At 70.7% G+C, this 23,984-nt stretch carries 21 protein-coding genes; 13 read left to right on the plus strand and 8 right to left on the minus strand.

Annotated features, from left to right (window positions below):
- Positions 1-283 precede the first annotated feature (283 nt).
- Genes KZC50_RS00790 through guaB form a run of 4 tightly spaced genes read right to left on the minus strand, consistent with a single transcriptional unit; the run spans position 284 to position 4,535 of the window.
- Entirely contained in the window at positions 284-1,213 is a 930-nt protein-coding gene (locus KZC50_RS00790; RefSeq protein ID WP_310890247.1) for an SURF1 family protein, read from the minus strand.
- Positions 1,210-2,328 (minus strand): GuaB3 family IMP dehydrogenase-related protein, encoded by a 1,119-nt coding sequence (locus KZC50_RS00795; protein ID WP_310891507.1) that lies wholly within the window; start codon positions 2,326-2,328, stop codon positions 1,210-1,212. Before KZC50_RS00795 ends, KZC50_RS00790 begins: the two co-directional genes overlap by 4 nt.
- 16 nt (positions 2,329-2,344) lie before the next feature.
- Entirely contained in the window at positions 2,345-2,995 is a 651-nt protein-coding gene (locus KZC50_RS00800; RefSeq protein ID WP_310890248.1) for a TMEM175 family protein, read from the minus strand.
- Between the two features lie 37 nt (positions 2,996-3,032).
- Entirely contained in the window at positions 3,033-4,535 is a 1,503-nt protein-coding gene (guaB, locus tag KZC50_RS00805; RefSeq protein ID WP_301135589.1) for an IMP dehydrogenase, read from the minus strand.
- A gap of 335 nt (positions 4,536-4,870) precedes the next feature.
- Here guaB and KZC50_RS00810 point away from each other — a divergent pair, with 335 nt between their 5' ends.
- From KZC50_RS00810 to KZC50_RS00825, 4 genes are all read left to right on the plus strand, one after another.
- A complete protein-coding gene (locus KZC50_RS00810; protein ID WP_375294557.1) occupies positions 4,871-6,232 on the plus strand; it encodes an ABC transporter permease subunit in 1,362 nt (453 codons plus the stop codon).
- A gap of 9 nt (positions 6,233-6,241) precedes the next feature.
- On the plus strand, positions 6,242-7,219 hold the full coding sequence (locus tag KZC50_RS00815) for a branched-chain amino acid ABC transporter permease (RefSeq protein ID WP_053548522.1): 978 nt from the start codon (positions 6,242-6,244) through the stop codon (positions 7,217-7,219).
- 97 nt (positions 7,220-7,316) lie between these two features.
- Positions 7,317-8,192: an ABC transporter ATP-binding protein gene (locus KZC50_RS00820; RefSeq protein ID WP_310891508.1), complete on the plus strand. Its 876-nt coding sequence runs from the start codon at positions 7,317-7,319 to the stop codon at positions 8,190-8,192.
- Positions 8,189-8,971 carry an ABC transporter ATP-binding protein gene (locus KZC50_RS00825; RefSeq protein ID WP_310890249.1) on the plus strand — a complete coding sequence of 261 codons (783 nt, stop codon included), beginning with the start codon at positions 8,189-8,191 and terminating at the stop codon, positions 8,969-8,971. Before KZC50_RS00820 ends, KZC50_RS00825 begins: the two co-directional genes overlap by 4 nt.
- A 77-nt stretch (positions 8,972-9,048) precedes the next feature.
- Here KZC50_RS00825 and KZC50_RS00830 read toward each other — a convergent pair whose 3' ends face one another.
- On the minus strand, positions 9,049-10,332 hold the full coding sequence (locus KZC50_RS00830) for an ABC transporter substrate-binding protein (protein WP_301135593.1): 1,284 nt from the start codon (positions 10,330-10,332) through the stop codon (positions 9,049-9,051).
- Between the two features lie 237 nt (positions 10,333-10,569).
- Here KZC50_RS00830 and KZC50_RS00835 point away from each other — a divergent pair, with 237 nt between their 5' ends.
- The 3 genes from KZC50_RS00835 (at position 10,570) to KZC50_RS00845 (ending at position 13,456) form a co-directional block, all read left to right on the plus strand.
- On the plus strand, positions 10,570-10,785 hold the full coding sequence (locus tag KZC50_RS00835; RefSeq protein ID WP_310890250.1) for a heavy-metal-associated domain-containing protein: 216 nt from the start codon (positions 10,570-10,572) through the stop codon (positions 10,783-10,785).
- A 62-nt stretch (positions 10,786-10,847) separates the two neighbouring features.
- Positions 10,848-13,145 (plus strand): heavy metal translocating P-type ATPase, encoded by a 2,298-nt coding sequence (locus KZC50_RS00840; protein WP_310891509.1) that lies wholly within the window; start codon positions 10,848-10,850, stop codon positions 13,143-13,145.
- Positions 13,142-13,456 (plus strand): metal-sensitive transcriptional regulator, encoded by a 315-nt coding sequence (locus KZC50_RS00845; protein WP_053548527.1) that lies wholly within the window; start codon positions 13,142-13,144, stop codon positions 13,454-13,456. Before KZC50_RS00840 ends, KZC50_RS00845 begins: the two co-directional genes overlap by 4 nt.
- A 40-nt stretch (positions 13,457-13,496) precedes the next feature.
- On the opposite strand, the gene rarD is transcribed toward KZC50_RS00845, so the two are convergent.
- The gene (gene rarD / locus KZC50_RS00850; RefSeq protein ID WP_310890251.1) at positions 13,497-14,462 is read right to left on the minus strand and encodes an EamA family transporter RarD; all 966 of its coding nucleotides are present in this window, start codon (positions 14,460-14,462) and stop codon (positions 13,497-13,499) included.
- A 25-nt stretch (positions 14,463-14,487) separates the two neighbouring features.
- Complete coding sequence (locus KZC50_RS00855) at positions 14,488-15,072, minus strand: helix-turn-helix domain-containing protein (protein ID WP_053548529.1); 585 nt, start codon at positions 15,070-15,072, stop codon at positions 14,488-14,490.
- An 87-nt stretch (positions 15,073-15,159) separates the two neighbouring features.
- Between KZC50_RS00855 and speB the strand changes: the two genes are divergently transcribed.
- Genes speB through KZC50_RS00875 form a run of 4 tightly spaced genes read left to right on the plus strand, consistent with a single transcriptional unit; the run spans position 15,160 to position 18,632 of the window.
- Entirely contained in the window at positions 15,160-16,134 is a 975-nt protein-coding gene (gene speB, locus KZC50_RS00860; protein WP_053548530.1) for an agmatinase, read from the plus strand.
- Positions 16,131-16,538: a YybH family protein gene (locus KZC50_RS00865; RefSeq protein WP_310890252.1), complete on the plus strand. Its 408-nt coding sequence runs from the start codon at positions 16,131-16,133 to the stop codon at positions 16,536-16,538. Before speB ends, KZC50_RS00865 begins: the two co-directional genes overlap by 4 nt.
- Before the next feature lie 41 nt (positions 16,539-16,579).
- Positions 16,580-18,004 carry a purine-cytosine permease family protein gene (locus KZC50_RS00870; RefSeq protein ID WP_310890253.1) on the plus strand — a complete coding sequence of 475 codons (1,425 nt, stop codon included), beginning with the start codon at positions 16,580-16,582 and terminating at the stop codon, positions 18,002-18,004.
- Entirely contained in the window at positions 17,997-18,632 is a 636-nt protein-coding gene (locus KZC50_RS00875) for a cyclase family protein (RefSeq protein WP_310890254.1), read from the plus strand. Before KZC50_RS00870 ends, KZC50_RS00875 begins: the two co-directional genes overlap by 8 nt.
- A 153-nt stretch (positions 18,633-18,785) precedes the next feature.
- Here KZC50_RS00875 and groES read toward each other — a convergent pair whose 3' ends face one another.
- Positions 18,786-19,082: a co-chaperone GroES gene (gene groES / locus KZC50_RS00880; protein ID WP_053548534.1), complete on the minus strand. Its 297-nt coding sequence runs from the start codon at positions 19,080-19,082 to the stop codon at positions 18,786-18,788.
- A gap of 480 nt (positions 19,083-19,562) precedes the next feature.
- On the opposite strand from groES, the gene KZC50_RS00885 reads away from it, so the two are divergent.
- Together KZC50_RS00885 and KZC50_RS00890 are read left to right on the plus strand one after the other, a co-directional pair.
- Positions 19,563-21,341 (plus strand): Hsp70 family protein, encoded by a 1,779-nt coding sequence (locus KZC50_RS00885; RefSeq protein WP_310890255.1) that lies wholly within the window; start codon positions 19,563-19,565, stop codon positions 21,339-21,341.
- Positions 21,342-21,351: 10 nt separating this feature from the next.
- Positions 21,352-23,970, plus strand: coding sequence for a LuxR C-terminal-related transcriptional regulator (locus tag KZC50_RS00890; protein WP_310890256.1), 2,619 nt, complete (start codon positions 21,352-21,354; stop codon positions 23,968-23,970).
- The last annotated feature ends 14 nt before the right edge of the window (positions 23,971-23,984 follow it).

Consider the following 23,984-nt stretch of genomic DNA (forward strand, 5'->3'; position numbering starts at 1 on the left):
CGGTCAGTCTGGCGGCCCGCTTTCGCCGAAATCGGTGGGTTAGCGCGAACTTCGCCGTCTGTTCACCGATGTCCCGCGTGCGACATCCGTTCGCGCCCGGTCCGCACCCAGTCTTCTCTGCGCCGTCGGCTTGACGTGCACATGGTGTCGCCGCCCGTTCACCCCCGCGTCATCCGCGTCTGGACTTCACTTCGCGCAGCCCAGCCCCGTTCACTCGCGCCTTGGTGCCGGTGCGGGGGCCTCCGACCCGCCAGAGACGACAGGCGACCCGCGCCTATCCCGTTCAGTCGCGCCTTGGTGCGGGTGCAACGGGCTCGGGCCCACCGGACGGCGCCACCGAAGCGTCATCCTCGGGGTCCGCGGGAGCGTCGGGGTCGTCCTCGAGGTCTTCGAGCTCCTTCTCCCACTGGTCGCGGGCGAGGCGGTACCAGAGGTAGAACGCGAAGCCGGCGAAGATCGCCCACTCCAGCGCGTAGAAGATGTTCAGCCAGTTGACGGGCGAGGACGCCTCGGGCGCGGGCGAGTCGATCTCGACGAGCCCGGGCGCGGCGGCGTCGTCGACGATGAACGAGCGGAAGACCTCGAGTCCGTCGGTGTCGCTCCACTGCGCGAGGAGCGCGGGCGGCGACATCCGGGTGATGGTCTGTGGGTCATCACCGCTGTCGGGAAGGGCCGGGCCCTCGTCGGAGATGAGGCGTCCCGTGATGTCGACGACCTCCCCCTCGGATGCCGCGGCGGCGGCGTTCAGGTCGTCCACCGCGTCTTGCGCGACGACGGCGTCCGCCGCCCAGCCGACCGCCACCGCGATCGAGGTGGGGACGGCCGCGTCGGCGAGCCGGAGCTGCCCGGTCACCCAGTACCCCTCGACGCCGCCGTTGAAGCGGGAGGAGACGATGAGGAAGTCGCCGGGCACCCACGACCCGCGCGTCTCGACGCGCTGACCGACGAACGGCTCGGGGAGGTACTCGCCCGGCTGGGTGATCTCCTCGAGCGGCTGGACCTGCTCGGTCGCACCGGGCGGCGGCGGGTCGGTGTCGATCGCACGCGAGAGCTGCCACTGTCCGAGCCACGCGAAGATCCCCGCGATCACGAGGCACAGCGCGAGGAGCGCGATCCATTGCGGACGCAGCATCACCTCGCGCAGGGTCGGGGGGAACACCTCCGCGTCGTCCGGCTCCGCGGGCGGGGCGTCCGGGGTGCGGGTCGTGCTCATCCGGTTCCGTAGGGGGCGACGACGACCTCGACGCGCTGGAATTCCTTCAGGTCGGAGTAGCCGGTCGTGGCCATCGACTTCTTCAGCGCACCGATCAGGTTCGCGGTGCCGTCGGCGACGGGGGCGGGGCCGTAGAGGATCTCCTCCAGCGGCGCGACCTGGTCGACCTTCACACGGCGGCCGCGCGGGAGCTTGGGGTGATGGGCCTCGGGGCCCCAGTGGTAGCCCTGGCCGGGGGCGTCGGTCGCCCGGGCGAGCGCGACGCCGAGCATGACGGCATCCGCCCCCATGGCGAGGGCCTTGACGATGTCGCCGGACGTGCCGACGCCGCCGTCGGCGATGACGTGCACGTAGCGTCCGCCGGACTCGTCGAGGTAGTCACGGCGGGCCCCGGCGACGTCGGCGACGGCGGTCGCCATCGGCGCGTGGAGGCCGAGAGTCGCTCGGGTGGTGGATGCTGCTCCGCCGCCGAAGCCGACGAGGACGCCCGCGGCGCCCGTCCGCATGAGGTGGAGGGCGGCGGTGTAGGTGGCGGCGCCGCCGACGATGACCGGGACGTCGAGGTCGTAGATGAACTTCTTGAGGTTCAGCGGCTCGTCGACGCTCGAGACGTGTTCGGCGGACACCGTGGTGCCGCGGATGACGAAAAGGTCGACCCCGGCGGCGACGACGGTCTCGTACAGCTCCTGCGTGCGCTGGGGCGTGAGGGATCCGGCGACGGTGACGCCGGCGGCGCGGATCTCGGCGAGACGGTCGCGGACCAGCTCCGGACGCACGGGCTGGGCGTACAGCTCCTGCATGCGGCGGGTCGCGGCGGACTTCTCCATGCCGGCGATCTCGGCCAGCAGCGGCTCCGGGTCGTCGTACCGGGTCCACAGCCCTTCGAGGTCGAGGACGCCGAGACCGCCGAGCTGCCCCAGCATGATGGCGGTGCGCGGACTGACGACCGAGTCCATGGGGGCGCCGAGCACCGGGATGTCGAACTGGAAGGCGTCGATCGACCATGCCGTCGAGACGTCCTCCGGGTTGCGCGTGCGCCGGGAGGGCACCACGGCGATGTCGTCGAACGTGTACGCGCGACGGGCGCGCTTGGCGCGGCCGATCTCGATCTCCATGGTCACGCCCTCCAGCCTACCCGGCGCCTGCGACGGGGAACCGGCGTTCGGTCCGACGCGCGAACACGCGCGAGAGCGCCGGATCCAGGGCGAAGAGGAGGAAGGCGATGGAGCCGATCCACGGCGCGGCGACGAGCACGACGGCGCTCAGGGTGAGCGCGCTGGCCGAATCGGCCCCCATGACGGCGGCCTCGCGGCCGGTGACATCCGGCATCAGCTCCTCGCGCCGCCGCCGCGCCCACACGAACTGCAGCCGGCTGAACAGCACCGCGCCGAAGAACACCACCGGCATCGCCAGGCGCCCCGCGAACCACTCCGAGTACTCGGTGGTGACATTGGTGGCGAACGGGACGAGGACGACGAACAGCAGGCGGCCGTTGTTGAGCCACAGCATGACCGCGTCTACCCGCGCGATGTATTCGAACTGCGAGACGTGCACCATCCACAGCAGGCACAGCAGGACGAAGCTGAGCACGAAGTTGAACACCTGCGCGGTCATCCCGGACAGCGCGGACCACATTCCGGCGTCGGAGGTGACGGCCCCGAGGGAGTATGAGGTGAGGTCGAGCACCAGCAGGGTCGCGGCGATCGCGAACACCCCGTCGGTGAAGGCCTCCAGGCGCGTGGTGCGTTGCGTGGACTCCGGATGCCGCCGCGACCTGATCACGCGACCAGGGTAGCGTCCGACCCGCGGGCGTCGAGGGCTACCGCTTGTAGTTCGGCGCCTCCACGACGATCTGTACATCGTGGGGGTGCGACTCCTTCAGGCCCGCGGGGGTGATCCGCACGAACTTGCCCTTCGCCTTCAGCTCGTCGATCGTGCGCGCGCCGACGTAGAACATCGACTGCCGCAGTCCCCCGACGAGCTGGTAGGCGACCGCCGAGACGGGGCCGCGGTACGCGACCTGCCCCTCGATGCCCTCGGGGATGAGCTTGTCGTCGCTGGGCACGTCGGCCTGGAAGTACCGGTCCTTGGAGTAGGAGGTCTTCTTGCCGCGGGTCTGCAGCGCCCCGAGCGAGCCCATCCCGCGGTACAGCTTGAACTGCTTGCCACCCTGGAAGACGATCTCCCCCGGCGACTCGTCGGTGCCGGCGAGGAGCGAGCCGAGCATCACGGTGTCGGCTCCGGCCACCAGCGCCTTGGCGATGTCGCCCGAGTACTGCAGTCCACCGTCGGCGATGACTGGGATGCCGGCCTCGCGGGCGGCCTGGAACGCCTCCCAGATCGCGGTGACCTGGGGCACGCCGACACCGGCGACGATGCGGGTCGTGCAGATCGAGCCGGGCCCGACGCCCACCTTGACGGCATCCACGCCCGCATCGATGAGCGCCTGCGCACCCTCGCGGGTGGCGACGTTGCCGCCGATGACGTCGATGTGTTCGAACGACGCGTCGGCCTTGATGCGACGGACCATGTCGATGACGCCGGCGGACTGCCCGTTCGCGGTGTCGACCACGAGGACGTCGACACCGGCGTCGCGGAGCGCCTCGGCACGCTCCCACGCGTCGCCGAAGAAGCCGATGGCGGCCCCGACGCGGAGTCGTCCGTGCTCGTCCTTGGTGGCGAGCGGGTACTTCTCGCTCTTGTCGAAGTCCTTGATGGTGATGAGTCCGGCGAGCTTGCCGTCGTCGTCGATGAGCGGCAGCTTCTCCACGCGGTGCCGCGCGAACAGGGCGATCACCTCGTTGGCGCCGATGCCCACGCGTCCGGTGATGAGACCCTCGCGGGTCATGACGTCGCGGACCTTCGTCGTCTGGCGCTCGAACCCGGAGACGAAGCGCATGTCGCGGTTCGTGATGATGCCGAGGAGGATGCCGTCCTCGTCCACGACCGGAAGCCCCGAGATGCGGTACGTCGCGCACAGCGCGTCGACCTCTTCGATGGTCGCGTCGGGCGTGGTGGTGATCGGGTCGGTGATCATGCCCGACTCGCTGCGCTTGACGCGGTCGACCATGGACGCCTGCTCGGCGATCGCGAGGTTGCGGTGGATGATGCCGAGGCCGCCCTCGCGGGCGATCGCGATCGCCATGCGCGCCTCGGTCACGGTGTCCATGGCGCTGGAGATCAGCGGGGTGGCCACGGTGATGCGGCGCGTGACCCGCGACGAGGTGTCGGCTTCACTCGGGATCACGTCGGTGTGCCCGGGGAGGAGCAGCACGTCGTCGTAGGTGAGACCGACGAAGCCGAAGGGGTCGTGCTGATCCATGGTTCTCCTGCGCTCGGGGGTATCGCGGGCACGATCGCGCGCGTGCGCGGGTCGTGCTGACGATTCTAACGTCGGCACCCCGCCGCTACTCCCGGCGAGTCGCGGCCATGCACTCTGCCCGTGCGGCACCGCTCCCAGATCACATCTCGGTATCCGCATCGATCGGAAAGTAGGCGAAACACCGACGAAACAGTAACCTCATACCGTCGTTCATCACGGCCGATGCGACCCGGACTTCGGCGTGCGCGTGGTGCTGAACTGGAGGTTTCGTGGGTCCTACGACTGTGACCGCAAAGCAGCTGTCGCGCGGTCGACCACTGCATCGGGTGGTGATCATGGCCGGTGCACTGATGGCGGCGGCCATGATGCTGCTGGCCACCCCCACCGGAGCGAATGCTGCTCCTCCCGCATCCGCCGACGCCGTCGCGTCCGCCGACACCGAGACGGCACTCGTCGCTCCCGATGAACCGGGCGGCGACCAGGAGCAGACGCAGTTCTACTTCTCGGGACTCATCAACTTCGAGGACGACCCCGTCCCCGGTGTCGAGGTCTCGATCGAGGGCGGCGGATTCGACGCCACGACCGTGACCGACGCCGACGGCCGCTGGCGCCTGTACGTGCCGGAAAAGGACACCTACACCTTCATCGTCGACGAGGACACGCTCCCGGAGGGCGTCATCGTCGACCCGACCCTCCTGCCCGAGGGCATCGCGCCGGTGCAGGGCACCTCGGCGTCGTTCGAGGTGGAGTTCGGACTCACCAACTCTCGCGTATTGAACCTCTTCCTCGGCGAGGGAACCCGCGTCACCACGTCGTTCGTCGACCAGTTCACCGAACGGATCGTCAACGGCATCAACTTCGGCCTGCTCCTCGCCCTCGCCGCCGTCGGCGTCTCGCTCATCTTCGGAACGACGGGCCTGACGAACTTCGCGCACGCCGAGATGCTGACCTTCGGCGCGGTGATGGCTCTGCTCTTCGCAGGGTTCGGCTTACCCATGTGGATCGTGATCCCCCTGGTCCTCGTCGCCGGCGTCGCCCTGGGATGGGGATTGGATGCCGGGCTCTGGAAACCGCTGCGACGGCGCGGCATCGGGCTCGTGCAGCTGATGATCGTCAGCATCGGTCTGTCGCTGGCCGGCCGCTACGTCTTCCAGTTCTTCATCGGCGGCGGCACCTACCAGTTGCCCGGCGCCGGCTCGCCGAAGATCGACCTGATCGGCCCGATCAGCCTCTCCGTCATCGACATGTGGTCGATGGGCATCAGCGTCCTCGCGCTGGCCGGGGTGGCGTACTGGCTGCTGCGCACCCGCATCGGCAAGGCGACGCGGGCCATCTCGGACAACCCGGGACTGGCCGCGGCATCCGGCATCAACGTCGACCGGGTCATCCGGGTCGTGTGGATGCTCTCCGCATCGCTCGCAGCGATCGCCGGCGTGCTGTGGGCCTACTTCCGCCCGGGCGTGAAGTGGGACATGGGCATGCAGGTGCTGCTGCTCATCTTCGCCGCGGTGACCCTCGGCGGTCTCGGGACGGCGTTCGGCGCCCTGATCGGTTCGCTGATCGTCGGCATCCTGGTGGAAGTGTCCACCCTCTGGATCCCGTCGGACCTCAAGTACGTGGGGGCCCTCGTGGTACTGATCCTCATCCTGCTGGTGAGACCTCAGGGAATCCTGGGTCGCAAAGAGAGACTCGGGTAGGGGCCGACCGTGGACTTCGGACAGATCATCAACCTCAGCCTCGGCTACATCTTCAGCCCGGTCACCATCGCGTACGCGCTGGCGGCGGTGGGCCTGGCGGTGCACTTCGGCTACGCGGGCCTGCTCAACTTCGGCATGGCCGGCTTCATGGCCATCGGCGCCTACGGGTACGCCATCTCGATCCTCAGCTTCGGCCTCCCCTGGTGGGTGGGCATCCTCATCGGCTGCGTGGGCGCGATGATCTTCGCGTTCATCCTCGGCATCCCGACGCTGAGACTGCGGGCGGACTACCTCGCCATCGTGACGATCGCCGCGGCCGAGATCGTGCGCCTCCTCTTCACGACGCAGGTCTTCGACGAGTACACCAACTCCGCCGACGGTCTGGGCGGCTACCACGCAGGCTTCCGCGGCGCGAACCCCTTCCCGCCGGGAACGTACGGCTTCGGCCCGTTCACCTACTCGGCCGACCAGCTGTGGGTGCGCGTGTTCGGCCTCGTCCTCCTCGGCATCGCGGTCTATCTCGTCTGGGCGCTCATGCGCAGCCCCTGGGGTCGCGTCCTCAAGGGCATCCGCGAAGACGAGGACGCCGTCCGCTCGCTCGGGAAGAACATCTTCGCCTACAAGATGCAGGCCCTCATGATCGGTGGCGTCTTCGGTGCCCTCGGCGGTGTGGTCTTCGCCCTCCCGTCGGCGGTGGTCCCCGCGGTCTACCAGACGTCGCTGACCTTCTTCATCTGGACGATCCTGCTCCTCGGCGGCGCCGCGACCGTGTTCGGTCCGGTCGTCGGCGCAGTCATCTTCTGGGTGCTGATGGCGTTCCTCGACGCCTTCCTCCCCGCCCTCGCCGCGGTCGGCGTCCTGCCGATCACCTCGATCCAGGCGGCGACTCTGCGATTCATCCTGGTCGGTGTGGCGCTCATGCTCATCGTGATCTTCCGCCCCCAGGGCATCTTCGGAAACAAGAGGGAGCTGACCTTTGTCAAGTAACCCGTCATCCAGCCCGGCGCCGGGCGCGCGTCGCCCGAAGACCACGGGCCTCGCCACCGGCGAGGCGGTCCCCGGCGTCGCCAAGACCGATCCGATCATGGTCATCGACCACGTCACGCGACGCTTCGGCGGCCTCACCGCCGTCGACGTGGAGCACCTCGAGATCCCACGCCATGCGATCACGGCCCTCATCGGGCCGAACGGCGCCGGAAAGACGACGCTGTTCAACCTGCTGTGCGGCTTCGACAAGCCGAACTCGGGCACCTGGTCGTACGACGGGAAGCAGCTCTCCGGCATCCCGTCGTTCAAGGTGGCCCGCATGGGTCAGGTGCGCACCTTCCAGCTGACGAAGGCGCTGTCGCTGCTGACGGTGCTCGAGAACATGAAGCTCGGTGCCGCGCATCAGAAGGGCGAGAGCCTCTGGGCGAGCATCATCCCCGCGATCTGGCGGAAGCAGGAGACCGACATCGAGGCGAAGGCGCGCGAGCTCCTCGCCCGCTTCAAGCTCGACGCCAAGTCGGATGACTACGCGGCTTCCCTCTCGGGCGGGCAGCGCAAGCTCCTCGAGATGGCGCGCGCGCTCATGAGCGACCCGCAGCTGGTCATGCTGGACGAGCCGATGGCGGGCGTGAACCCGGCGCTCACGCAGTCGCTGCTCGACCACATCCTCGACCTCAAGGACCTCGGCATGACCGTGCTGTTCGTCGAGCACGACATGCACATGGTCCGCCACATCGCCGACTGGGTCGTCGTCATGGCCGAAGGCCGCGTCGTCGCCGAGGGCCCGCCGGACACGGTCATGAACGACAAGGCCGTCATCGACGCCTATCTCGGCAGCCATCAGGATGTCGACCTCGGCGTGGTGACCGGTCGTGTCGCCGGCGAGATGAACACCGAGGCGATCCAGCTGATGGAAGAGATCAAGGAGGCCGAGGAGGCCGCCGTGCACGAGGCCGAAGAGGAGCAGAAATGACCGCCGATCCCACCGCCTCCCCCACTCCACCCGCCGCATCGACGGCGACGGAGGACCTGGTCGTCAACGTCAAGGACCTCTATGCGGGGTACCTTCCGGGCATCAACATCATCAACGGTGCGAACCTCACCGCCCGTAAGGGCGAGCTGATCGGGATCATCGGCCCGAACGGCGCCGGCAAGTCCACGCTGCTCAAGGCGATCTTCGGCATGGTCAAGGTGCGCGAGGGCGAGATCACCGTCGACGGCAAGAGCGTCGTGGGGCTGAAGTCCGACAAGCTCGTCGCCCGGGGCATCGGCTTCGTGCCGCAGAACAACAACGTGTTCCCGTCGCTCTCGATCGAAGAGAACCTGCAGATGGGGCTCTACCAGAATCCGAAAGCCTACGCCGAGCGCCTGGAGTTCGTCACGGGCATCTTCGCGGAGCTCGGCAAGCGCCTCAAGCAGCGTGCCGGGTCGCTCTCAGGCGGCGAGCGCCAGATGGTGGCGATGTCGCGCGCCCTCATGATGGACCCCTCGGTGCTGCTTCTCGACGAGCCGTCCGCGGGTCTGTCCCCCGTGCGCCAGGACGACGCCTTCATCCGCGTCTCCGACATCAACAAGGCCGGCGTCACCACGATCATGGTCGAGCAGAACGCCCGCCGGTGCCTGCAGATCTGCGATCGCGGGTACGTCCTCGACCAGGGTCGTGACGCCTACGAGGGCACCGGCCGCGAGCTGCTGAACGATCCGAAGGTCATCGGCCTCTACCTCGGCACGCTCGGGTCCGAAGAGGACTGAGCGCACACGCACACGACACAAGAGAGGAGCCCCCGGGATGATTCCCGGGGGCTCCTCTCTTCCTGCGTGAGTGAGACTCAGAGGTCGATGCGGTTGAACATGTTGTCCGCGTCGAACTCGAAGATGCCGATCGTGGCACCCGTCGGGTCGCCGTTCTCGTCGAACGAGATCGGTCCGGAGTAGCCGTCGTAGTCGGCCACGCCGCCACCGAGGATGATGTCGGCGCACTCCTCGTACGTGGTGCAGGTCTCGCCGTCACCGGTGCCACCGGAGACCTCCTGGAGCTTGCCGGCGATGTCGGCGGCATCCGTGGAGTTCGCGGCGAGGGCCGCGAGGGCGAGCAGCACGACGGCGTCGTAGGACTCGTTGGCGTACGCGAACTCGGCGAGATCCGAGTTGCCCTCGCCGACCCACCACTCGTTCAGGCGCTCCTGGAAGTCCTCCGGCGTGTTCGGGCCGGCGGGCGTGGTGCCCTTGGCGCCCTCGAGGCTCGCGCCCTCGGGCCAGTCCGCCGACTCGCCGAACTGGGCGAGGTTGCCGTCGACGAAGTACAGGTCCGAACCGGGGAAGCCGGCGTTGATCAGCGCCGGGGCGATCGTGTAGACCTCGTCGAAGGTGATCAGGACGATCGCGTCGGGGTCCTCGGCGAGGACGGCCGAGATCTGCGCGTCGAACGTGGTGTCACCGGCGTTGAACGACTCGGACGCCACGACGGTGCCGCCGGCGGCGGTGAACGCGTCGGTGAAGAACTGGTTGAGGCCGGTTCCGTACGAGTCGTTGAGGTAGATCGTGGCGACGTTCTGGCGGCCGTCTTCGGCGACCAGGTTGCCGAGCACCTCACCCTGGAGCACGTCCGAGGGAGCGGTGCGCCAGTACAGGCCGTTGTCGTCCCACGTGGTGAACTCGGCCGAGGTGTTCGCCGGCGAGAAGGTGATGACGCCCGCGGCGACGTGGTCGTCGAGGAACAGCTTGGTCACACCGGAGGATGCCGCACCGATGGCCGCGGTCACGCCCTCGGAGATGAGGCGCGGGCTCGTGGTCTGCCAGGCGTTGTTCGCCGCGTCGCCCGAGTCGCCCCAGACGATGTCGTCGATGGTGAGGCCGGTCGTCTCGGAGTACGCGTTGACGTCGGCGGCGGCGAGGCCGACACCCGCCTCCTCGGGCGGGCCGAGGAAGGCCAGCGCACCGGTCTGCGGGAGGATCGTGCCGATCTTGAGGGTGAGGTCGCGCGTGTCGACGGGCTCGCTGGTGGCTCCGCCGCCCGAGTCGCCACCGGCGCAGCCGGCGAGGACGAGGGCGCTGGCGCCGGCGAGCGCGATGCCGCCGAAGGCTGCTTTGCGCGAGCGGGTGAAGACGCTCATCTTGCTCCTTGTGGGTTGTGATCGCGGGAACGGCTCGGGCGCCGACCCAGTGCCCTAAACCTAGTGCGGGCCCCGCGTCGGGAATGTTGCCATTCGTTAACGATGTGTAACGCACCCGAATCGTTACTTCGCGGGCCGAGATTGTGCAGATCGCTCGATTCCCGCACCCGATACCCAGGAGGGGTATACGATGGTGCGTTGTACCCCCTCCCGTATTCCTCACGAAGGAGTCCACCGATGACCCAGACCTCCACGTACCAGGTGACCGGTATGACCTGCGGCCACTGCGAAGCGGCCGTACGCACCGAAGTGACGAAGATCGACGGCGTGCGCGACGTGGCCGTCGACGCCGGCACCGGTGTCCTCGCGATCACCAGCGACGCGCCCCTGACCGACGACAACGTCCTCGCCGCCGTGGACGAGGCCGGCTACGAGGCGGTCCGCTCCTCGTGAGCGTCGTCCCGCCCGACAGCCTCACCGAGCCGCGCGCCCGGATCGGGCTCGACATCGGCGGGATGACGTGCGCCTCGTGCGCCGCGCGGATCGAGAAGCGCCTGAACCGGATGCCGGGGGTCTCGGCGTCCGTCAACTTCGCCACCGAGCGCGCCGTCGTCACGGCCCCGGTCGATCTCGACCCGGCCGACCTCGTCGCTGAGGTCGGCCGGACCGGATACTCCGCCACGCTCCCCGCCCCCTCCGGCGACTCCGCGGCGGCGGCGCCCGGGGCGGATGCCGGCGACACGGCTCCGCGCGAGGGCGCCGAGCTCCGCGCGCTCCGGCAGCGCCTCATCGGCGCCGTCGTCCTGTCGGTGCCGGTGATCGTGCTCGCGATGGTGCCCGCGCTGCAGTTCACGTACTGGCAGTGGGCGAGCCTCGCCCTCGCGGCCCCCGTGGTGGTGTGGGGCGCGTGGCCGTTCCACCGGGCGGCGGCGATCAATCTGCGCCACGGCGCAGCGACCATGGACACCCTCATCTCGATGGGTGTGACGGCGGCGTTCCTGTGGTCGCTGTACGCCCTCTTCCTCGGACACGCGGGGATGCCGGGCATGACGCATTCCTTCGAGTGGACCGTCCAGCCGAGCGACGGCGCCGGCGACATCTACCTCGAGGTCGCCGCGGGGGTCACCACGTTCGTCCTCGCCGGCCGCTACATCGAGATGCGCGCGAAGCGTCGCGCCGGGGCCGCACTCCGCGCGCTCCTTGATCTCGGTGCGAAGGACGCCGCGGTCCTCCGACCGGATGCCGAGGGCGTCCTGGTCGAGTCCCGCGTGCCGATCGCGACCCTCGCCGTCGGCGACCGCTTCATCGTGCGCCCGGGCGAGAAGGTCGCCACCGACGGAGTCGTGGAGGCGGGCACCTCCGCGGTCGACGTCTCCATGGTCACGGGCGAGTCGGTCCCCCGCGACGTCGCGCCGGGCGACGCCGTCGTCGGCGCGACGGTGAACACCGCCGGCCGCCTCGTGGTGCGCGCCACCCGGGTGGGCGCCGACACCCAGCTCGCCCAGATGGCGCGGCTCGTCGACGAGGCCCAGTCCGGCAAGGCCCGCATCCAGCGCCTCGCCGACCGGATCTCGGGCGTCTTCGTCCCGATCGTGCTGGTGCTCTCCGCCCTGACCCTGACCACCTGGCTCGTGCTCGGCGCCCCCGCGTCGTTCGCCTTCACCGCCGCGGTGACGGTGCTGATCATCGCGTGCCCGTGCGCGCTGGGTCTCGCGACCCCCATCGCGCTCCTCGTCGGCACGGGCCGCGGCGCGCGGCTCGGCATCCTGATCAAGGGTCCGGAGGTGCTCGAGTCCACGCGACGCGTGGACACCGTGGTGCTCGACAAGACCGGGACGGTGACGACCGGGCGGATGTCGGTCACCGAGGTCCGCGCTTTCTCCCCCGCCACCGAGGCCGACCTTCTCCGTGCCGCCGCGGCGCTCGAGGACTCCTCGGAGCATCCGATCGCGCGTGCGATCGCCGCGGCCGCCTCCGGGGAGACTCCGCTGCCTGCGGTCGAGGCGTTCCAGAACATCCCGGGGCTCGGCGTCTCGGGACAGGTCGAGGGCCGGGCGGTGCTCGTCGGACGCGCCGCCCTGCTGCGGGAGTGGGCCGTCGCCGTACCGGACGAGCTCCTGGAAGCGCAGACGGCGGCCGAGGCCGCCGGACGAACGGCCGTGCTGGTCGCCCTCGACGGGGTCGCGGCGGGACTGATCGTCGTCGCCGACACGCCGAAGCCCGACGCGCGTCAGGCCGTCGCCGACCTCCGCGCCCTCGGGCTCACTCCGATCCTCCTCACCGGCGACAACGCCGGGGCGGCTCAGGCGGTGGCCCGCGAGGTCGGGATCGACGAGGTCGTCTCCGACGTCCTCCCCGCCGACAAGGTCGACGTGGTCCGGAAGCTCCAAGAGTCCGGTCGCGTGGTGGCGATGGTCGGCGATGGCGTGAACGACGCCGCCGCCCTGGCGCAGGCCGACCTCGGCATCGCGATAGGAACGGGAACGGATGCCGCGATCGAGGCGTCGGACCTGACGCTCGTCCGCGGTGACCTGCGCAGCGCCGCCGACGCCATCCGCCTCTCGCGCGCCACGCTCCGCACCATCAAGACCAACCTCTTCTGGGCCTTCGCGTACAACGTCGCCGCGCTGCCGTTGGCGGCTCTGGGATTGTTGAACCCGATGATCGCCGGGGCCGCCATGGCGCTGTCCTCGACGTTCGTCGTCGCGAACAGTGCACGGCTCCGCTCGTTCCGGGCGCTGCCCGCCGTCCCGTCACCCACCGTCTCGAACGCTCCCTCCCCCTCGCCCGCTCCGATGAAGGAGTCCTCGTGACCGACGCCCACGACCCCGCGCCCGACCACGCCCATCACGGGTACATCACCGACAAGGAGAAGTACCTCGCGCGCCTCAAGCGCATCGAGGGGCAGGCGCGAGGGGTCCACCGCATGGTGGACGAGGAGAAGTACTGCATCGACATCCTGACGCAGATCAGTGCGCTCACGAGCGCGCTCGAGGCGGTCGCCGTCGGGCTCCTCGAGGATCACCTGCGCCACTGCGTCGTCGACGCCGCGCGACTGGGTGGCCCCGAGGCCGACGAGAAGATCACCGAGGCGACACAGGCGATCGCGCGACTGGTCCGCTGAGCGCGCCTCGTCCGCTGACGAACCCTAGTTCGCCCGCCGATCAGGTCAGCTCGGCGACATCCGAGACTCCCCGTCGACGCGCGTTGACGAGCGAATCGACGGTGAGGACGGCGAGCGCGACCCAGACCAGGGCGAATCCGACCCACCGCTCCACCGGCATCGGCTCCTGGAGGACCCAGACGCCGATGAGGAACTGCAGGATCGGCGCGACGAACTGCAGCAGGCCGATGACGGTGAGCGGGACGCGTCGCGCGCCGGCGGCGAAGAAGAGCAGCGGCACCGCGGTGACGGCACCGACGCCGACCAGGAGCACGGTGTGCAGGGTCCCGGCGGTGCCGAGGGTGAGGCCGGTCGTCGTACCGACAACGGTGAGGAGCACCGCGGCCACCGGCATCAGCCACGCCGATTCGAGCGTGAGACCGCTGACGGCATCCACCGTCGGTCCGACCCGCTTCTTGACCAGCCCGTAGAGGCTGAAGCTCGCCGCGAGGGTCAGCGCGATCCAGGGGAAGCTCCCGTACCCGACGATGATCACGACCACCGCGACGGCGGCGAGGCCGATCGCGATCCACTGCGTGATCCGCAGCCGCTCGTGCAAGACGAGGACGCCGAGGAGCACGGTCGCGATCGGGTTGATGAAGTAGCCGAGGCTCGTCTCGATCACGTGCCCGGTGAGGGCGCCGATGATGAAGACCTGCCAGTTGACGTAGATGAGCCCGCCCGCGAGCGCCGTGAGCCCGAGGAGCCGCGGCTGTCGGACGATCCGTGCGAGTCGCCCCCACGACCGCGTCACCGACAGCAGCAGCGCGCAGAAGACGAGCGAGAACACGATCCGCCAGGCGACGAGCTCCCACGGCCCGGTGGGGACGAGCAGGACGAAGTAGAGCGGCAGGAACCCCCACAGCAGGTACGCGCTGAAGGCGTAGATCCCGCCGACGGTGCGTTCGCGCGGGGTGTCGCTCGGGGCGGCGTCCCGCGCGCCGGGCCGAGCCGATTCCGCGTTCACCGGATCAGCCTAGGCGCTGTGCTGCTCACGCCGAGCCGCTCCAGGGCGCGGGGACGATGACCCACAGGGCGACCGCCGGCTCCCCGCCCTCGACACGCCACGTGTGCGGCTCGCGCCCCGGGAAGGTGAGGGCGTCGCCGGCGGTCATCGTGATCGTGCGATCGGTGAAGCGGACGCTGACGGTGCCCGACACGACGTGCAGGGTCTCGACCTCGCAGGTGATCGTGTAGAGGTCCGCGCCGCCGTGGGCGTCGGGCGCGAGGTCGGAGCGCAGCAGCTGCACCCGCTGCTCCCCGCGCGGCGAGAGCAGACGCTCGTCGGCGTTCACCCCGCCGAGATTGATCCGCGGCGCATCCGCGAGCGTGACGTGCTGGACGTCGGGCGCGGCGAAGAGGGCGCCGACGGGCAGGGAGAGCACCTGGCAGAGCTGGACGAGGGTCGCGACGCTCGGCGAGGTCTCGTCGCGCTCGACCCGGCTGAGGAACCCCTTGCTGAGCCCGGTGGTCTGCGCGACCTGCGCGAGCGACATCCCCTGCGCGGTCCGCGCCGCGCGGAGCTTGGCGCCGATGGGGGTCTGCGCCGCGTCGGCGGCGGGGTGGATGGCGCGCACGGAACTCCTGAACGGGTTGACGGCGGTGGCGCACCGCGCGTACGGTGAACGCGATAGTTGACCATAGAGTATCGAAGGTTGCCAAATATGCAACACCCCTCCTCGTCGGACGCGTCCACACCGATCGGCCCGGTGGACGCCAGCGTCGTGCCCCGGTTCGCCGGGATCGCCACCTTCGCGCGCCTGCCCCGGATCGAGGATGTCGCGCACGCCGACATCGCCGTCGTCGGCGTCCCCTTCGACAGCGGCGTCAGCTACCGCCCGGGTGCCCGCTTCGGTCCGGCGCACGTCCGTGAGGCCTCGCGCCTCCTCCGTCCCTACAACCCGGCGCAGGACGTCTTCCCCTTCGGCAGCCAGCAGGTCGCGGATGCCGGAGACATCGCCGCGAACCCGTTCGACATCACCGAGGCCGTCGCCGCCGTCGAGGCCGGTGCCCGCGCGCTCCGCACCCGCGCCGACCGCCTCGTGACCATCGGCGGCGACCACACGATCGCCCTACCGCTCCTGCGAGCCGTCCACGCCGAGCACGGCCCCGTCGCCGTCCTCCACTTCGACGCGCACCTGGACACGTGGGACACGTACTTCGGCGCCCCGACGACCCACGGCACCCCCTTCCGCCGCGCGTCAGAGGAGGGCCTCATCGACATGACGGCGAGCATGCACGTCGGCATCCGCGGCCCGCTGTACTCGAAGGGCGACCTGGAGGACGACGCGCGGCTCGGGTTCGCCGTCGTCACCTGCGAGGACGTCGAGGAGCGCGGGCTCGATGCTGCGATCGAGCGCATCCGCGCGCGCATCGGAGACGCGCCGCTCTACATCTCGATCGACATCGACGTCCTCGACCCCGCGCACGCCCCCGGCACCGGCACCCCCGAAGCCGGCGGGCTCACCAGCCGCGAGCTGCTGCGGATGATCCGCGCCCTCAGCGACCGGCGGATCGTCGGCGCCGACGTCGTGGAGGTCGCGCCCGCGTACGACCACGCGCAGCTGACGGCGGTGTCAGCGAGCCACGTCGTCTACGAGCTGCTGAGCGCCATGGCTCCCCGCGGCGGTGCGCGATGACCGCGGCGGGGCTTCCGGCCCCGACCGAGGACGACGTGCGCGCGGCCGCCGAGGCCATCGTCCGCGCGTTCGCCGCGAACGACGGCGACACCTACTTCTCGCTGTTCAGCGAGGACGCCACCTTCGTCTTCCACACCGAACCCGCGCGCCTCGACATCCGCTCGGCGTACGAGGATCTCTGGCGCGCCTGGATCGCAGAGGGCTGGCGGGTCGCGTCCTGCCGCTCGAGCGACGCCCGCGTGCAGACCTTCCCCGGCGGTGCGGTCTTCACCCACACGGTCCACACCACCGTCGACACCGCCGAGGGGCCGGAGTCCTCGATCGAGCGGGAGACCATCGTCTTCCGGACGACGGATGCCGGGCGACTCGTCGCCGTCCACGAACACCTCTCCCCCCAGCCCTGACCTCTCGCCGACCCGACCCGATTCCCTGAGGAGCCCCGAAGATGTCGCTCTACTCCCGACTGGAGACCCGCCTCCAGAGCAACGCCGATGATGCCGGCCCGGTGCGGGGGACCTCCTCCACCGGCCGGATCCTGATGATCTGGCTCGCCGCGAACCTCGTGGTGACGACGCTCCTGACCGGCACCCTGTTCGTCCCCGACGTGTCGTACCCGCTCGTCATCGGGCTCATCGTCGCCGGTACGGTGCTCGGCGCCGGTGTCCTGGTGACGATCGGCGCGATCGGCACCCGCACGGGCCTTCCGACCATGGCCCTGACGCGCGGGCCTTTCGGCATCCGCGGGAGCCTCCTCGCCGTCGCGGCGAACGTCGTCATCCTCATGGGGTGGAGCTGGGTGCAGGCGATGCTCGCCGGCATCGCCCTCAACTTCCTCGTGGCGACCCTCACAGGTTTCTCGAGCCCCGTCCTCTTCGCGGTGCTGTGCCAGACGATCGTGGTGATCCTCGCGATCTTCGGCCACGCCGGCGTCGCCCGCGTCGAGCCGTGGTTCGCCGCGGCGATCCTCGCCCTCGCCGCCTACATCTTCGTCGTCGCGTTCACCACGTACGCCCCGGCGGACTTCGCCTCCCTCGCCGCCCCGACGGAGCCGTTCTACACGCCGGGTCTCGCGTTCGACGTGGTGCTCGCGACCGCGATCTCGTGGACGGTGCTCTCGGCCGACTTCAACCGCTTCGCCCGCTCGCCGCGACGCGGGGTCATCGGCTCGGGAATCGGCTATACCCTGTCCACCGTCATCGCCATGACCCTCGGGGCCACGGCGATCGGCTACGTCGCCCTGCAGGGGCTGGAGGTCATCCCCTTCGACCCGGTCACGATCATCGAGCCCTTCGGCGCACCGCTGGCGGTCGCGATCTTCCTGTCGGTGATGGCCACGAACACGATGGTCGTCTACGGGATGGTCACGAGCGTCGTCAACGCCCTGCCGGGGAAGCGGGTCCGCTTCCTTCCGACCGCGCTCGTGCTCGGCGTGATCTCGGTGATCGGGGCGACCTTCTTCGGGCTCCTCGACCAGTTCACGACCTTCCTCGTGACGATCAGCGCGCTGTTCGCGCCGGTGTTCGCGATCATGATCGTCGACTACTACGTGATCCGGCGCGGCCGCTACGGCGCCGACATCCTCTCCGCCCGCGGCGGGTCGTTCTGGTACACCGGCGGCGTGAACGTCTGGGCCGTGCTGTCGTGGGTCGTCGGCGCGACCTCGGCCTACGTCTGGGCGTACGTGTGGCCGCTGCCCTTCGGCGCGACCGTGCCCGCGTTCATCCTCACCTTCGTCGTCTATCTGCTCGTCTCCCTCCCCCGCCGGTCGGCTGAGCCGTTCGGGCCGGCCGTCCATCTCGCGGATGCCGTCGAGGCGGCGTCGGAATCGGAGCCGGAGCCGGGCCCGCGACGGGCGGCGAAGCGTGCGTGACCTGTCGCACCCGGTCCGTGCGGGGATGACGGTCTACCCGGGCGACCCCGCGGTGTCGTCGGAGGAGGCACTGACGCTGTCGCGCGACGGGGTCGCGGTGACGTCGTGGCACCTGGGGTCGCACGCGGGGACGCACGTGGACGCGCCCGCGCACACCGTCGCCGGTGGCCGCACGATGGCGGAGGTGGCGCTGGACGAACTCGTCGGCGACGCGGTCGTCCTGCGGGCGCCCGGACTCCGTGCGGGGCAGCGCTACGGGCTGGCGGAGCTGGAGGCCGCGGGGCCGCTGCCCGCCGACGTCCCGCCGATCGTGATCATCGACACCGGCTGGGCAGCCCACTTCGCCGAGGACGCCGCGGTGCGGCATCCGTTCCTGGATCCGGATGCCGCGCGGGAGCTGCGTGCGCGCGGCATGCGCGTGCTCGCCGTCGACACCCTGAGCCCCGACCCGACGGAGCCGGCGACGGAGACGTTCCCGGTGCACGAGGTCGTGCTGGGCGCGGACGGGCTGATCGTGGAGAACGTCTGCGGCCTGGAGGGGCTGCCCGCACGCCTGCGCGTCGGATTCTTCCCCCTGCGGATCGACGGCGACGGCGCGCCCGTCCGCGCGGTCGCCTTCCTCCCCTGACGCGATTCTTCTTCGGTTCACTTGTCGCCTCTTGCGGGTCGCTGGCGCGAACACCCGCAAGAGGCGACAAGTGAACCGGGGGGGTAGACGAACGAGAGAGGGCCGGATGCCGAAGCATCCGACCCTCTCTGCGAGAAACGCGAAGAACGCGGTTCAGCGGACGACGACCGCCAGGACGTCGCGCGCCGACAGGACGAGGAACTCGTCCGCACCGAACTTGACCTCGGTGCCGCCGTACTTGCTGTAGATCACGCGGTCGCCGACGGCGACGTCGAGCGGGACGCGGTTGCCGTTGTCGTCGATGCGACCGGGGCCCACCGCGACGACCTCGCCCTCCTGGGGCTTCTCCTTCGCGGTGTCGGGAATGACCAGACCGCTGGACGTGGTCTGCTCGGCCTCGACCTGCTTGATGACGATGCGGTCCTCGAGCGGCTTGATGGAAACCGACACGGGTCTACCTCTGCTTTCCTGTGAGACTCAAGACTCGTTAGCAACCTCACGGTGAGAGTGCTAACGCAAGTGTAGGCAAACCGCTGGCACTCATGCAACGTGAGTGCCAACTTCATGACGCCGGGTATCAGGCGCGGCCACCGAGCCTCCTCCCTTTGCGAGAGGCCTCCCTCTCCCATGTCGATCGGTGACGAAAGAATCCGATCGGGCCTCGCGCGGACGGGGCAGGCGTGGTAGACAGTTCCCGGGGGAGGCCGACGCCGAATCGTCATGGGGGACGAAATGCCGAGGCCCTACATATTGGCTGTCGACGCGGGCACAAGCCGCACCGCAGCCGCAATATCGCACACAACAGAAGATGAGGGGAAACCGCAGGTACACATCCTGCCTCTGGGGAGGCATGCTGATGCGGCACCGAGTTCGATCTACGTCTCCGCCGGGGACGTGCTCTTCGGCGATGCCGCAGAACGCAGAGGACTCGTGCAGCCGGAACGTCTCGTCCGCGAGGTCAAGCGCCGCGTGGGCGACGAGGTTCCGGTCAACGTCGGCGGGCGCACCTTCGCGCCCGAAGACCTGCTCGCCCTCCTCGTCGACTGGGTCTCGACGGTGGCGACGGAGCGCTTCGGGCGCCTGCCGTCGTCGGTCGTCGTGACCGTCCCGGTCGCCTGGGGCACATACCGCACCGACCTCATCCGCGCCGCCCTCGTGCGCGCCGGCATCGGCCAGGTCGAGATCATCGCCGAGCCGGTCGCGGCAGCGCGCCACTATGAGGCGACCAATCCGCTGGCGCCCGGGTCGACGCTCGCCGTCTACGACTTCGGCGGCGGCACCTTCGACGCCGTCCTGCTCCGCAAGACCGCATCCGGTTCGTTGACGATCATCGGCTCGCCGACCGGCATCGAAGACCTCGGCGGCGCCGACTTCGACGATGCGGTCCTCCGCCACGTCCTGTCCGCCGCGCGGCTGGACGTCACAACCCTCCTCGGCGACGCCGACGCACGGGTCGCCCTCGCGGGGCTCCGGCGCGAATGCGTCGAGGCCAAGGAAGCGCTCTCCTTCGACTCCGAGGCCACGGTCCCCGTGCTCCTCGGCGGCACTTCGACCGCCGTCCGCCTGACGCGCGACGAGTTCGAGGCGATGATCGAGAACGACATCGAGCGCACCATCGAGGTGCTCGGCGATGCGATGGAAGCCGCCGCGGTGGAGGCATCCGATCTCGACGCGATCCTCCTCACCGGCGGGTCCTCCCGGATCCCCCGCGTGGCGCAGCTGCTCTCGGAGCGGTTCGACCGGCCGATCGCCGTCGACACCGACCCGAAGGCGGTCATCGCCCTCGGCGCCGCCCTGGAGGCCGCCGACGCGGCGATCGTCTCCGCAGCGGATGCCGCGGCCGAGACCGAAGCCTCCGAGGCAGCGGCCGCCGCCGCCGCGGAGGACGAGGCACCGCCGGCTCGCCCGCGCCGCCCGTGGCTCCGCCGCGTGCCCGCGGCCGCCTACGTCTCGGGCGGAGCGGTCGCCCTCGCGGCCGTGGTCGCCGTCAGCGGCGCCGCGGCGGTCTACGCCCCGGAGGTCTTCGGCGGCAACGCGCAGCTCGCGAGCGAGAACGGCCTCGACCGCGGCGGGTACAGCATCGGCGCGCCGCTCCCCACGAGCGACGCCCTCGCCGCTCCCCTCCGCATCGACGGTGCGCTCTTCACGGGCGACACGACGGATGCCGAGAAGAAGGCCGAGGCGGCGAAGCCCGTCGAGAAGGTCGAGGTTCCGGCGCCGCTCGCACCGGTCGTCGAGTCGCCGTTCCGTCGGGTCGACCCGCCTCGGGAGCGCGCCAACCCGCGCGCGACGCCCTTCCAGGGCCGCGGAGTGACTCCGAGCGCCGCTCCGCGCGGCGGCTCGTCGTCATCGCCGTCGAAGAGCCCGTCGTCCCAGCCGACGAAGAAGCCGTCGGCATCCGCGTCGCCGAAGCCGAGCACGTCGTCCTCTCCGAAGCCGAGCACCCCGGCCCCCGCGCCGAGCACGCCTGCGCCGACGACGAACCCGGATCCCACCACCGATCCGGAGCCCACGACCGATCCGGAACCGACGACGAACCCCGAGCCCCCGGCTCCGAGCGACCCGCCGCCGCCCGCACCGGAGCCCGACCCCGAGCCGCCGGCTCCCGAGCCCGAGCCCGAGCCCGAGCCGGAGCCCGAGCCTCAGCCGACGTCGGAGCCCACCTCCGAACCATCGGGCACGCCCGACGCCACGCCCGGCGCCGAGTAAGGGACGGGCGATGAGCATCACTCTCCACTCGCGCTCCGTCGCGCCCGCGACCGTCACTCCGCTCCCGCGCCTCGTGCGCCGCCAGGTCGACGACCTCCTCGCCGACGCCGACCAGACGCCCGTGCGGGCCCTCATCCTCGGGCCCGCCGGATCCGGTCGGTCCTCGCTCGTGCGCTCGGTGTCGGCCGCACTCCGGGAGGACGGCATCCGTGTCGTCGACCTGGGCGCGGCGGGACCTCTCGACGACGTGCCCGCCGACACGGTCGTGGTCGTCGATGATGCGCACCTCCTCGACGACGCGACTCTGCGGGCCGTGCGCGGACGGGCGGCGCGAACGGATGCCGCGCTCGTGGTCGCGGTGCGGCCGGACCCCACGCGGTCCGAGCTCGCGGCCCTGACGCAGGAGCTCGAGCGGTCGCACCCGCCGCTCGTCCTCGGCACGATCCGCGTCGAGGACGTGCTGGCAGACCCCGCGTCCGCGCACTTCCCCCGCGCGTGCGTCCAGGCGATGGTCGATCGGGCCGGCGGACTCGCCTGGCTCGTGTCGACCTCCCTCGCCCTCCACGACGACGACTGCGCGGGCCCCGCGGGTCACCACGGGATCGACGAGGCCCTCGCCGACGCCATCGCGCACCGCGCGGCATCCCTCGACGACGACGTCCGGGCGTTCCTCGAGGCGGCATGCTTCGCCGACGCGCCCCTCGGCGGCGACGAGCTCATCGAGCGCGGGCACGCCGCGGGGCTCCTCCGTCGGAACGGTACGCCGCCGCCGACGGTCAAGGCCGCCGTGTGCGCGAGCGCCCCCGCCGAGCGCGTGCTGGCGGGGTGGCACGGCGACACCGCCGACGGAGAGATGGGCGAAGCTCTCGCCGGCGTCGGCGACGAGCGCGTGGCCGCGTTCCTCCTCGACCGGGCCCAGTCCATGCTGCCGACCGATCCGCAGCGCGCCATCGGGCTCTTCCGTGACGCGCAGGCCGCGCACGCCCCGCTCGCGGCGACGAGCCGCGGCATCCTCGTCGCCCACCACCTGCTCGGCGACCTCGACGCGGTGAGCGCAGGCCTGGATGCCGCGCTCGGCGATCCCGACGAGACGGTGACCGACCTCGCCGCCGCGCACTGGATGGCGCGGGGCATGGCGGCACAGGCCGACGCGACGTATCGGACACGTCCGCCGCAGTCGTTCGGCGGCCGCGTCCAGGCCGCTCTGGCGGCTCTCGCCCTCGGCGACCGCTCGGCGCTGGACGCGCTGACCGCCGAGCAGGCGCCCGCATCGCTCTCGACCGCCGACACCGCGGCGCAGTTCTTGCTGCGAGGCCTCGCCGCGACGCTCGGCGATACTCCCGCCGCGGCGCTCGGAGACCTCGCCCGCGCCTCGGACCTCTGCACGGCAGCCGGATGCGGACGGTTCCTGCCGGAGCTCCCGGCCGTCATCGCCGCACAGTGCGCGATCAACGTCGGCGAGCTCGACGTCGCGCGCTCGGTCCTCGCGGACGCGCTCCGCGGCGGGCAGGGCGGCATCGCCGGGCGTGACCGTCTGCGCCTGTGGTCGGCGTGGGTGGCGCTCCAGCGCGAGCGGCCGCACGACGCCGAGGCGTTCCTCGCCGACGCCGTCGGGTCGACCCGCCCGCTCGACCCGCGCGACCGTCTCCTGGCCGACGCGCTGCGTCTGGCGACCGCGCGTCGGTACGGCGACGCGACCGACCTCACGATCGCATGGAACGCCGCGCGCGACGACCTCCTGCGCACCTCTTTCGACCTGTTCAGCCTGCTGCCGCTGACGGAGTTCGTCGTCGCCTCCGCGCGTGTGAAGGACCCGGCTCGCGTCGCGGGCTTCTTCACCGACGCCGAGGCTCTCATCGACGGGCTCGGAGCGCCGATCGGCTGGGGCGTGCACCTGCACTGGGCGGGCATCCAGCGCGGCATCCTCTCGAGCAAGCCCGACGATCTGCCGCCGCACGCGCGGGTCCTCGTCGCCGCTGCGGCACGCAACCGCATCGCGGCGATGATGGCGCACGCCGGACGGGTGTGGATCGCCGTCCTCGCCGGCCAGGTGGATGCCGATGCCGTGGAGTCGGCGGCGATGGGGTTGGCGTCCGTGGGACTGGCGTGGGACGGGGCACGGATGGCCGGCCACGGTGCGCGCCGGACCGACGACAAGCGGATCGCCGCCCGTCTGCTCGCCTGCGCCCGTCAGCTGCACCCGCGCGAGGAGCACGGCCCGGTCGAGACGGGTTCGACCCAGGCACCGGCGGCGAGCACCGCCGTCGAGCCGAACGGACCGCTGTCGCCGCGCGAACGTGAAGTCGCCGAACTCGTGCTCCAGGGCAAGACGTACACCGAGATCGGGGCGACGATCTTCATCTCCCCCCGGACGGCGGAGCACCACATCGCGCGCATCCGCCGGCGGCTCGGGGCAACCTCCCGCTCGGACCTGCTGGCCAAGCTCCGGGCGGCCCTCGCCGGGGAGGACGCGAGCAGCGCACTCTACCCCGCGGACGACGAATCCGACACCCGTTCGGACCGAACCCCGTCGATCCCCGGATCCCCCTCCCCGCACCCCCTAGTGGGGGAGGACGGACGAGGGGACATCCACCGACGCGGTGAGAGCCGTACCCGTCTTACTGTCTAAATCAGACCAATATC

The organism is Microbacterium aurantiacum, from assembly GCF_031625015.1.
Taxonomy (GTDB): Bacteria; Actinomycetota; Actinomycetes; order Actinomycetales; family Microbacteriaceae; genus Microbacterium; species Microbacterium aurantiacum.